At 68.6% G+C, this 9,504-nt stretch carries 9 protein-coding genes and 1 pseudogene; 5 read left to right on the top strand and 5 right to left on the bottom strand.

Going from position 1 to position 9,504, the window contains the following annotated elements; genetic code table 11:
• From D477_RS22860 to D477_RS19190, 4 genes and pseudogenes are all read left to right on the top strand, one after another.
• Positions 1 to 1,136 (top strand): annotated as a pseudogene (locus D477_RS22860) (ABC transporter ATP-binding protein); the annotation flags it as partial.
• A 24-nt stretch (positions 1,137 to 1,160) separates the two neighbouring features.
• Positions 1,161 to 1,679: a hypothetical protein gene (locus D477_RS19200; RefSeq protein WP_043847730.1), complete on the top strand. Its 519-nt coding sequence runs from the start codon at positions 1,161 to 1,163 to the stop codon at positions 1,677 to 1,679.
• Positions 1,676 to 2,572, top strand: a complete 897-nt coding sequence (locus D477_RS19195; RefSeq protein WP_005273987.1) for a hypothetical protein — start codon at positions 1,676 to 1,678, stop codon at positions 2,570 to 2,572. The genes D477_RS19200 and D477_RS19195 overlap by 4 nt, the downstream gene beginning before the upstream one ends.
• An 82-nt stretch (positions 2,573 to 2,654) precedes the next feature.
• Entirely contained in the window at positions 2,655 to 4,319 is a 1,665-nt protein-coding gene (locus tag D477_RS19190; RefSeq protein ID WP_005273985.1) for a catalase, read from the top strand.
• A gap of 6 nt (positions 4,320 to 4,325) precedes the next feature.
• Here D477_RS19190 and D477_RS19185 read toward each other — a convergent pair whose 3' ends face one another.
• Positions 4,326 to 4,904, bottom strand: coding sequence for a GNAT family N-acetyltransferase (locus tag D477_RS19185; protein ID WP_237740840.1), 579 nt, complete (start codon positions 4,902 to 4,904; stop codon positions 4,326 to 4,328).
• An 83-nt stretch (positions 4,905 to 4,987) separates the two neighbouring features.
• A complete protein-coding gene (locus D477_RS19180; protein ID WP_005273979.1) occupies positions 4,988 to 5,410 on the bottom strand; it encodes a hypothetical protein in 423 nt (140 codons plus the stop codon).
• Positions 5,411 to 5,618: 208 nt separating this feature from the next.
• Between D477_RS19180 and D477_RS19175 the strand changes: the two genes are divergently transcribed.
• A complete protein-coding gene (locus D477_RS19175; RefSeq protein ID WP_043847734.1) occupies positions 5,619 to 6,524 on the top strand; it encodes a phosphodiesterase in 906 nt (301 codons plus the stop codon).
• Here D477_RS19175 and D477_RS19170 read toward each other — a convergent pair.
• The 3 genes from D477_RS19170 to D477_RS19160 form a co-directional block, all read right to left on the bottom strand.
• On the bottom strand, positions 6,521 to 6,877 hold the full coding sequence (locus tag D477_RS19170) for a hypothetical protein (RefSeq protein WP_005273974.1): 357 nt from the start codon (positions 6,875 to 6,877) through the stop codon (positions 6,521 to 6,523). The genes D477_RS19175 and D477_RS19170 overlap by 4 nt on opposite strands.
• A gap of 61 nt (positions 6,878 to 6,938) precedes the next feature.
• Entirely contained in the window at positions 6,939 to 8,603 is a 1,665-nt protein-coding gene (locus D477_RS19165; protein ID WP_005273972.1) for a stealth family protein, read from the bottom strand.
• 23 nt (positions 8,604 to 8,626) lie between these two features.
• On the bottom strand, positions 8,627 to 9,504 hold an 878-nt coding region (locus D477_RS19160), incomplete at its 5' end, for an ABC transporter ATP-binding protein (protein ID WP_005273969.1).

Raw genomic sequence — 9,504 nt, 5'->3', positions numbered from 1 at the left:
GGCTCGCGGCCCGGCTGGCCGACACCGTGATCGCGGCCGGCACCATCCGTGCCGCCGGCGGCGAGGACCGTGAGGTCAAGCAGGTGGACAAGGCCGGCCGGAAGGTCGTCGATGCTGCGGTACACCGCGCCGCCGTTGCCGGCTGGATCCGCGGTTCCGCAGCGGCCGGGGCCTCGCTGGGCACCGCGGCGGTGGCCGCCGTGGGGGTGTGGCAGGCGGTGCCGACCGCGACCATCGCCGCCGGACTGACCATCGTCGGCATGATCGCCGCACCGGTGACGGACCTGGGCCGCGTGGTGGAGTACCGGCAGAACTTCAAGGCCGCACGCCGCATCCTGGGACCGGCACTAGCGGTGGCCGCGGAAGCAAGGGAAGAACGACGGCGGCGCGCGGGTAGCGCTGCACCGTCCGGCGCCGCGAGTGCTGCGCAGGGAGACGGCGAGCAGGCGGCCGGTTCGGTGCTGGTGACGGGCCTGTCCGAATGCCGCAACTGCGCGGTGCCGGACCTGCAGGCCGCGCCGGGCGACCGGGTGCGGATCCGGTCGGCCGATCCGGCGATGGAAACAACGGTGTTGGAGAAGCTGATCGGCGTCCGGAGCGACCCGGGAGCCTACACGCAGATTGACGGCAAGTCCCTGCTGGACAGCGGGGGACGGACGCGGCGGAAGCTGGTGGGCTATGTGGCTGCCGGAACGTACCTGGAGCGGGGCTCGGTGGCCCGCAGCGTCCGCTACCGCCGGCCGGACCTGGACGCGGCTGAGGGCACGGCCGCGCTGGAACGGGTGGGGCTGGCGGAGCGGATCCGGCGGCTCGAGCGGGGCGAGCAGACCCAGCTCAAGCGCGGCGGGGAACCGTTGTCCACCTCGGAGCGGGCACGGCTGCTGCTGGCACGGGCTTCCTTGGGCGATCCGCCGCTGCTGGTCCTGAACCGGATCGACGCGGACCTGGACCAGGCGGGAATGGCGATGCTGGAGGAGTTCGTCCGGGACTACCCGGGCGTGGTCCTGTTCGCCTCCGACCACCCGGACGCGGTGTCCGGCAGCCATACCGAATGGAACGTGGACTGTCCGCACGCCGGGCTGGACCTGACCTGGGCCTCCTACAGCCCGGCACCTACCAACTACTCGCGCATCTGAAACTGCAAACAGGGGGGATTGACCTTGAAAACCGAAGAACAAGCCAAGCTGGCCGCGCTCGCCGCCAGCGCCGCGCTCATAACCGCCGTGATCATGCCCGTACGGCAGCATTTCAGCGAACAGCCGCGGGACGGCTTTCCACTGTCCTGCTATCCGATGTTCAGTGCGAAACGGAAGCAGCATGGCCGGGTGACGCACCTGATCGGTTACGACGCCGAGGGCACCCGCAGGATCCTGCACTACTCCTATCTGGGCGCCGGGGGTATGAACCAGGTGCGGAGGCAGGTGCGCCGGCTGGCCATGGCCGGCCGCGGCGAAGAGCTCGCCGTGAAGGCCGCGGATGCCTTGGCGGACCGGAACCGGAAGGCGGAGGCCGCCGTCGTACGCGTGGAAGTGGTGACCGGCCGCTACAACTATGAGCAGTTCTTCGCCGGGAACCGCGCGCCCAAGTCCGAAATAGTGCACGGTAGTGCTGTGGTGCTGCGGGACCCGGATGCTCGTGCGGTACGGGCCGGGCTGGCCGAAGTGGCGGTGGCAGCATGACGATCCACGGACTCCTGGCAAAACTTGAGCGGCACATCATGCCGGCCGCCCCCGCCCTTAGGCCGGCAGCGCTGCGGCTGGCCACCGGCCTCTACACCGCGCACTACCTCGGGCGCCGCGTGAAGATGCTCGGCCGGATCCACCGCGGGGACACCAGCATGTTCGCCCCGGTCGGTCCGTGCCGCATCCTGAAGAAGCCGCTGCCGCCGAAGGTCGCGGACGCGCTGGTCTGGGCCGAAATCGCCGCCAATGCCGCCTACACCCTGGGCTGGCAGCACAAGGTGACCGGCCCGCTGCACGCCGGGCTGTTGACCTGGACGCTGTCCTACCGCAACTCCTGGTCGATGGTGTTCCACAATGACAACAACCTGGTGCTGCACACCGCGGTGCTCGGCGCCGCCCCGGCCGCGGACGCGCTGAGCCTCGACGCGCTCCGCCGCTCCGGCACCCTGCTTCCGCAGCGCCACGACTGGCGGTACGGCCTGCCGGCCACGGTAATGAGCGCCGTCACCACCGCCACCTACCTGGTGGCCGGCGTCGCCAAGGTGACCGGACCGATGGGCTGGAACTGGGCCAGCGGCGAGGGCCTGCGCAGCCAGGTCGCCGCCGACGGACTGCGGAAGGAGCTGCTCGGTTCCCGCGCCGCCGGGCTGGGAATGAGGCTCTACCCTCACAAGGGAATCTATACCGCGCTGGCCGTTGGCTCGCTGGTCATCGAGCTGGCCGCCCCGCTCGCCTTGGCCAACCGGCGGCTCGGGCAGGTGTTCGCGGTGGCCGCCTTCGGCATGCACTGGGGCATCCAGGCGGTCATGGGCATCCGGTTCCGCTACAACCAGTCGGGCGTGATGTACCTGTCCTTCTTCCCGCTGGGCAGGGCGCTGCGCGGCTATTGACCTGTGCCGCTGCCGGTCACAAAGTGGTAACTGAGCCTGTTGCGCAAAGCTTCCAATCGGAATCCATTCGAGAGGCAAGACAATGACAGATTCAGCCAACCAACCCTCCGCAGCCGCTGGCGACGACAGCGCGATCCTGACCAACCGGCAGGGCCACCAGGTCTACGACAACCAGAACCAGCGCACCGTCGGTCCCCGCGGCCCGGCCACGCTGGAGAACTACCAGTTCCTGGAGAAGATCAGCCACTTCGACCGCGAGCGTATCCCGGAGCGCGTGGTCCACGCCCGCGGCTTCGTGGCGTACGGAACCTTCGAAGCCACCGGTAAGTGGGGCGACGAGCCAATCGCGAACTTCACCCGGGCCAAGCTGTTCCAGGAGGCCGGGAAGAAGACCGATGTCGCCATCCGGTTCTCCACCGTGATCGGCGGCCACGACTCCTCGGAGGCGGCCCGGGATCCGCGCGGCTTCGCGGTGAAGTTCTACACCGAGGACGGCAACTGGGACCTGGTCGGGAACAACCTGGCCGTGTTCTTCATCCGGGATGCCATCAAGTTCCCGGACGTCATCCACTCGCTCAAGCCGGATCCGATCACCTTCCGGCAGGATCCGGCGCGGATCTTCGACTTCATGTCGCAGACCCCGGAATGCATGCACATGCTGGTCAACCTCTTCAGCCCGCGCGGCATCCCCGCCGATTACCGGCACATGCAGGGCTTCGGCGTCAACACCTATAAATGGTGCAACAAGGCCGGCGATACCGTGCTGGTCAAATACAGCTGGCAGCCGCACCAGGGCGTCAAGTCGCTGACCGAGGCGGACGCGGCGAACATTCAGGCCACCGACACCGGCCATGCGTCCAAGGACCTCTTCGAAGCGATCGAGCGCGGCGACCATCCCAAGTGGGACCTGTACGTGCAGCTGATGAGCGACGACGAACATCCGGAGCTGGACTGGGATCCGCTGGACGACACGAAGACCTGGCCGGAGCAGGACTTCGTGCCGAAGCTGGTGGGCACCATGACGCTCAACCGCAACGTCGGCGACCACCACAACGAGAACGAGCAGATCGCCTTCGGCACCGGCGTGCTGGTGGACGGGCTGGACTTCTCCGACGACAAAATGCTGGTCGGCCGCACGTTCAGCTACAGCGACACCCAGCGCTACCGCGTGGGACCGAACTACCTGCAGCTGCCGGTGAATTCGCCGCGGCGCGTGCCGGTGGCCACCAACCAGACCGGCGGGCAAATGTCCTACGGGCGGGACCTGGGCGTCGGCCAGAACCCGCACGTGAACTACGAGCCCTCCATCACCGGCGGCCTGCGCGAGGGCCAGTACCAGACCGAGGACATCGAGGGCCCCGAGCTGACCGGCCGCCTGACCCGGGCGCGCATCCCGCGGACCAACGACTACCTCCAGGCCGGCCAGCGCTACCAGCTGCTCGAGCAGTGGGAGAAGGACGACCTGGTCCTGAACTTCACTACGCTGATCTCACAGGCGGACCGCAAGGTCCAGGAGCGGATGCTCTGGCACTTCTGCATGGTCGACGACGAACTCGGCTCACGCGTGGGTGAGGGCCTGGGCATCGGCGTCGACGAGATCAAGGACCTTGGCCCGCTAGCCACGCAGACCCTCAACGAAGAAGAACTGGAGCGCGTGAAGAACCTCGGCCGGAACGGGCCGCGCAACGTCGAGGGCCTGACCATGACCCATACCGTGCCGAACGAGCGGATGGTCGTGGAGCGCTAAGACCGCTCAGAGGATCCGTTCGAGCACGAAGTCGCGCAGGACCAGCCGGGCCGTCGGAAAGTCCATTCGGCCGACGGTCCGGAAGCCGTTCTTCGCGTAGAACTTCTGCGCGCGCAGGTTCTCGTCATTGACCGAGAGCCAGACCGCCCGTGCCCCGGTGCTGGCCGCCGTGTCGAAGGTGGCGGCCAGCAGCCGGTGGGCCAGGCCGCTGCCGTGCGCGTCCGGGCGGACGTAGAACTTGCTGAGCATGGACGACGGCCGGACCGTCAGTGCTGCCAGCACTTCCGGATCCGCCGGGGGAGTGTGGATCAGCATGCTGTAGCCGGTCAGCCGCCCGCCGGAGCCGGTGCCTTCCTCCAGCACCAGGAGCGAGCGCGCCGGGTCGGCGAGGTACTGCGCGAAATGCTCCTCGCTGAGGTGTTCGGCCACGTAGTCGCCGATGTCCTCGGCCGTCATGGCCGGCGGGCACGCGAGCGGGAAGGTGGCCGCGGCGACTTCGGCCAGGGCGGCGGCCTCGCCTGCGCGGGCAGGGCGGACCACTAACGACGGCGGTGCCTCCGCGGGTGGGGGTGTTGCGTTACTCACCCGCACCATTCTAGGCGCGCACCCGCCGTCGTTATTGTGGTGAGTCAGCGGCGCCTGCGGCGGCGGCCGCCGGCTGGTGCCGCTCAGGCCGCCAGGGTGTTCTTCTTGTTCTTGGTGTCCAGGATCAGGGCCAGCGCGATGCCGAGCATCCAGACGTCCTTGGCCAGGGCGGTGCCTTGCTGGGTGGGCCGGACGCTGCCTTCCTCGGTCATGCCCGGAGTCTTGAGGTACATACCGATCATGGAACCGGAGAACGCGGCGAGGGCCAGGCCGGCGAGCCGGCTCGGGATGAAGGGGGCCAGCAGGGCGCCGCCGAGGGCCATCTCGGCGTAGCTGATGTACTTGCCAAACTGCTCCGGCTCGATCTGCTTGACCTGCGGGAAGATGTTCGCGGCCATGGCCTGCAGGCCGGCTGCGCTCTCCTTGTCCAGGTCCGTCTTGCCCAAGCCGGAGTTGAGGATAAACCCGCCGGTGGACAGGCGAAGGGGGATGTGGCTGAGCTTCATGGAAGGTCCTCTCATAGATAAGACGTTCGGTCCTTTCCGAGCCTACGGCCGAGCCCCGTCAGTATCCAGAGCGGCAAGGGGCCGGGCCCGAACGGCGGAAGCAACAATGCGTCATTCCCCGGGCTGTTAACTTGAAGTTTGATCCTCGTCTGCTTGGATGGTCTGGAGTAGGAACCGTTTGACCGGTTCAACCAGCAGAAGGCAAATGATGGATTACATCCAGGCCGAGCACCCCAGGCCGAACCATTTCATACTGCATATGAGCGACACCCACATCGTGGGCGGTCCGGATCCCCTGTATGGCGACGTCGACAGCGAAGCGCGGCTGCGCGAGGCGTTCGACCGCCTGGCGGCCTCCGGGGCCACGCCGGAAGCCATCGTTTTCACCGGCGACCTGGCGGACAAGGGCGAGCCCGAGGCGTACCGCAAGCTGCGGGCCATCGTGGAGCCGGCCGCGGAACGGCTTGGCGCGGAGCTGATCTGGGTGATGGGCAACCACGACGACCGGGCGAACCTGCGCACCGGCCTGCTGGACCTGCCGGCGGACATGGCGCCGCTGGACCGGAGCTACGACGTGGGCGGCCTGCGGATCGTCACGCTGGACTCCACCGTTCCGGGCTTCCACCATGGCGAGGTCAGCGACGAGCAGCTCGAGTGGCTGGAGGACCAGCTCGCTGTTCCCGCGCCGGACGGGACCATCCTGGCGCTGCACCATCCGCCGGTGCCGAGCGTGCAGGACCTGTCGGTGCTGGTGGAACTGCGGGACCAGCGGCGGCTGGCGGATGTGCTGCGCGGCAGCGACGTGCGCAGCATCCTGGCCGGGCACCTGCATTATTCGACGACGGCGACCTTCGCCGGCATTCCGGTCTCGGTGGCTTCCGCCACCTGCTACACGCAGGACCTGAACGTCCCGGTGGGCGGCACCCGCGGCCGGGACGGCGCCCAGGCCTACAACCTCGTGCACATCTACGACGAGACGATCGTCCACTCCGTGGTGCCGGTCGGCGATGACCCCACGGTGGGGCAATACGTCGACGCCGAGGAGACCCAGCGCCGGCTCGAGGCCGCCGGCATCCGGATTCCGGAAAGCAGCCGGGAGCTCAGCCGCGTCTAGCGGCGGTGTCCGCGCAGCGCGGCGATGATCCTGGCGGCCGCCCGCCCGCTGGCCCAGACCAGCGGGACCATGACGGCCAGCAGCGCGACCGGGTTCGGGCGGAAATCGACGCGGCCGTTTTCGCCGGAGGCCAGCACGCCGACCGGCAGCACGATGCCGCCGCCGCCACCGCCGCCGTCGTCACCGGAACCGCCGCCGCCGAAACCGCACTGCACGAGCGCGACGGGGATGACCTGCTCATCGCCGACCTGCACCGGCTCGCCGAAGGCGCGGCGCACGGCGAAGGACTTGAAATCGTCGGACAGCTGGGCCAGGACGCCGCGCCGGGGCGAGGCAGGGGACTCGTTGGACATGGCCCCAGCATAGCCGCGCGCGCCTGCCGCAAGGTACGACGGCGGGTGGGGGCCGGCGTCGTTATTTCTCCCAGGGTGCCGGGATGGGGAAGTACTTCTCCAGGAAGTCCGTCACCACGGACTGGCGTTCCTCTGCCGGGACCTCCGGGAAGCTGCCGTCGTTGAGGCAGAAGAAGTCGTGGTTGCGCTTCTTCAGCAGCTTCGCCAGGTTCTTCAGCCCGGAGTACATGGTGGTGTCCACGTACTTGACCTTGGCGGTGGTCTGGGTGACGGCGCGGCCGGTCAGCAGGGCGTAGTAGTGGTAGAGCGAGTTGGTGACGGAGATGTTGTCCTTCGCCCGGAACCGGCTGGCGGCCGTGGCTTCGAACTGCTCGGCGAAGACCTCTTCCATCTCGAACAGCAGGCTCTTGCGAAGCGGTGCGGCGCAGTGCTCGAGGTGGCGGGTGGTGATGCGGCCGAAGCGTTCGTAGAGCAGCTTGCGGTTCACGCGCGCCGCGTTTTCGAAGCCGGAGCGGTCCAGGTGGTTGTCGCCGAGGCCGATCCGGGTGGTGGCCTCGATGAACTTGGTGATGCCGCCCGGGGAGAAGAACACGTCCGGGCCGACAGGACGGCCGAAGAACATGTCGTCATTGGAATAAAGGAAGTGCTCGCTCAGGCCCTCGATGTGCTGCAGCTGCGCCTCCACCGCCTGGGAGTTGTGCGTGGGCAGTACCGAGGGGTCCTTGAAGTGCTCTTCGCTGCGCACGATGGTGATCGCCGGGTGGTCCGCGTCCAGCCACTCGGGCACGGGGGAGTCCGTGGCAATGAAGATGTGCCGGATCCACGGGGCGAACATGTGCACGCTGCGCAGGGCGTACTTCAGCTCGTTGATCTGGCGGAAGCGCGCATCGGCGGCGTCGCCCTCGCCGAGGATGACGCCTTCCTGCCGCTTGCGCCGGGCGGCCTGGTAGGCCGGGTCATTGCCGTCCACCCAGGAGAAGACGATGTCGATCTCGAAATCGATGTCCGTGGCGTGGTCCGCGAACATGTTCTCGATGGTCGGCCATTCCATGCCGTAGCGGAACACCGTGCCGCGGACGGCCTCCTCGACGGGCAGGGTGCGGCGGGTGAGCGAATTCTCGATCGGCAGGATGAGCTGGTCCGCTTCCCACCGCCAGAGTTCGATCTGCACGCCGAAGGACTGCCCGTAGACGAGCCCGCCGGCGGGTTCGATGCGGGGCCGGTAGAGGCGGAAGATCCGGGCCTGGTTGCCCTCGGCCAGCTTGCCGTCGCCGACCAGCAGCGCGTTCCGCTTCTTCGCGTCCACGGTCATGGAGTAGAAGGGCTCATCCCGGCAAGCCTCGGCCAGCGCGGACTGGAGGGCCTTGCGGTCCTCCCAGTTCACGGCGATCACCGGGCGCGCGTCATTCCCGCGGACGAGCAGGTACCCCAGACCAGCGCCATCGAGGACGCCCCGGATGAACAGCAGGTCCTCGACCATGGCCTCATGCGGCGTGCGGTCCCGGTTGACCAGGGCATAGCGGCGCTTGACCTTCACGACGTCGTCGCGGTCGACGAGGCGGGCGACGGCCGCGGGGGAGGTGACCTCGACGACGTCGCGCTCGGTTTCCTCCGGTTCCGGTGCTCCGAAGTAGGCGCCGGCAATGTCAGTGGGGGCAAGCGAGTCGGTGATGGAAGGCTCCTTTAGCGCTCGGGTTCGGGCAGATTGCCTCCATAGTAAGCCCACCCGGGCCCTCGCGGTTCCGGACCCTAGCGGTTGGCCCGGGGTGGGTGGACGGTGGCGGCGAGCAGCCGGCGTGTGTAGGGATGCTGCGGGGCGGAGAAGAGCTGCTCCGCCGGGCCGTGCTCCACGATCCGGCCGCCCTGCATAACGGCGACGCGGTCGCTCATGTGCCGCACCACGCCCAGGTCGTGCGAGATGAACAGGTAGCTCAGGCCGAACTCCTGCTGCAGGTCGTTGAGCAGGTCGAGGATCTGCGCCTGCACGGACACGTCCAGGGCGGAGGCCGGTTCGTCGCAGATGATGATCTTCGGCTGCGGCGCCAGGGCCCTCGCGATCGCAACCCGCTGGCGCTGGCCGCCGGAGAGCGTGCGGGGGCCCCGGGCGGCGAGGTGCGCGGGCAGGCCGACCAGGTCGAGCAGTCGGTTTATCTCCGCTGCATGCGGCTTCGGGTTGAGGCTGCGGCCGGCGGAGAGGGCATCGGCGAGCAGCTGGCCGACGGTCAGCCGCGGATCGAAGGAGCTGAGCGGATCCTGGTAGACGGCGCCGACCAGCGCGCGCCGGGACCGGCGGTCCCGCTCGGCGAGCCCGCTCCACGGCTCGCCGAAGAGCCGGACGCCCCCGGCATCCGGCTCGGCCAGGCCCAGCGCCAGGCGTGCGGTGGTGGTTTTGCCGGAGCCGGATTCGCCCACCAGCCCCAGGGTCTCGCCGGCGGCGAGTTCGAAGGAGACATTGTCGACGGCGGTGAACGGTTCCTTGTCCGGCGTGCGGAAGGTCTTGGTCAGCCCGGCGGCTTCGAGGACCGGGCCGGCGGACGCAGCGGGCGGACGGGGTACGGCTGGAGTGTCGCGAGCAGGCCGGGCAGGGGACGGACCGGCGGGAGACGTGAAGCCCGTCGATGCGGGGG

This window comes from Arthrobacter crystallopoietes BAB-32, from assembly GCF_000328305.2.
Taxonomy (GTDB): Bacteria; Actinomycetota; Actinomycetes; order Actinomycetales; family Micrococcaceae; genus Crystallibacter; species Crystallibacter crystallopoietes_A.
Note: the sequence above shows the minus strand (reverse complement) of the source record. Positions and strands in the feature narration are given on the sequence as shown.